Here is a 596-nt window from a genome sequence, read left to right on the forward strand (position 1 = left end):
TCGCGGAAGTAGTTCAGTGGTAGAATACGACCTTGCCAAGGTCGGGGTCGCGGGTTCGAATCCCGTCTTCCGCTCCATTTTCTACGGCGGCATAGCCAAGCGGTAAGGCATGGGTCTGCAACACCCTTACCACCGGTTCGATTCCGGTTGCCGCCTCCAATTTTCTTATGTATCGTTGTTCTTGAAATGAATAGTATTATGCCCGAGTGGTGGAATGGCAGACACGTCGCACTCAAAATGCGATGCCGTAAGGCGTGCCGGTTCAAGTCCGGCCTCGGGTATTAAATGGAAAAAACACAACTTTGGTTGTGTTTTTTTTGTGCTCAATTTCAGCTTTGACCTTACTATGCTACAGTGAATAAAAGAATATTGAGTGGAGGAACCGTTATGCCATTAATTGAACATAAGGAATTCATCGAAGCCTCTGTAGGACGCTGCTTTGATCTTGCGCGAGATGTGCATATTCATACTCTTACAACAGAGAGTACGAAAGAGAAAGGTTCTTTGTCAAATGACGTTGGTGAAGAATAGTAGCTAACCATAACTTAGTTATTGTCGGGCTATCCTGGAAGTCAGTAAAGCTGATTTTTCAGGAT

The 596-nt window shown here is 45.3% G+C and carries 1 protein-coding gene and 3 tRNA genes; all 4 read left to right on the forward strand.

Features of this window, described 5'->3' with window-relative positions; all coding sequences use genetic code 11:
* Positions 1-2: 2 nt before the first annotated feature.
* The 4 genes from I2484_RS21230 to I2484_RS21245 all read left to right on the forward strand — a co-directional run bounded on the left by I2484_RS21230 (position 3) and on the right by I2484_RS21245 (position 531).
* A tRNA-Gly gene (locus I2484_RS21230) sits at positions 3-77 on the forward strand.
* 8 nt (positions 78-85) lie between these two features.
* Positions 86-159 (forward strand) — tRNA-Cys (locus I2484_RS21235).
* A 41-nt stretch (positions 160-200) separates the two neighbouring features.
* Positions 201-281 (forward strand) — tRNA-Leu (locus I2484_RS21240).
* Between the two features lie 106 nt (positions 282-387).
* Positions 388-531, forward strand: coding sequence for a hypothetical protein (locus tag I2484_RS21245; RefSeq protein ID WP_207153006.1), 144 nt, complete (start codon positions 388-390; stop codon positions 529-531).
* The last annotated feature ends 65 nt before the right edge of the window (positions 532-596 follow it).

Origin of the sequence: Sporosarcina sp. E16_8, assembly GCF_017347095.1 — a bacterium.
Taxonomy (GTDB): domain Bacteria; phylum Bacillota; class Bacilli; order Bacillales_A; family Planococcaceae; genus Sporosarcina.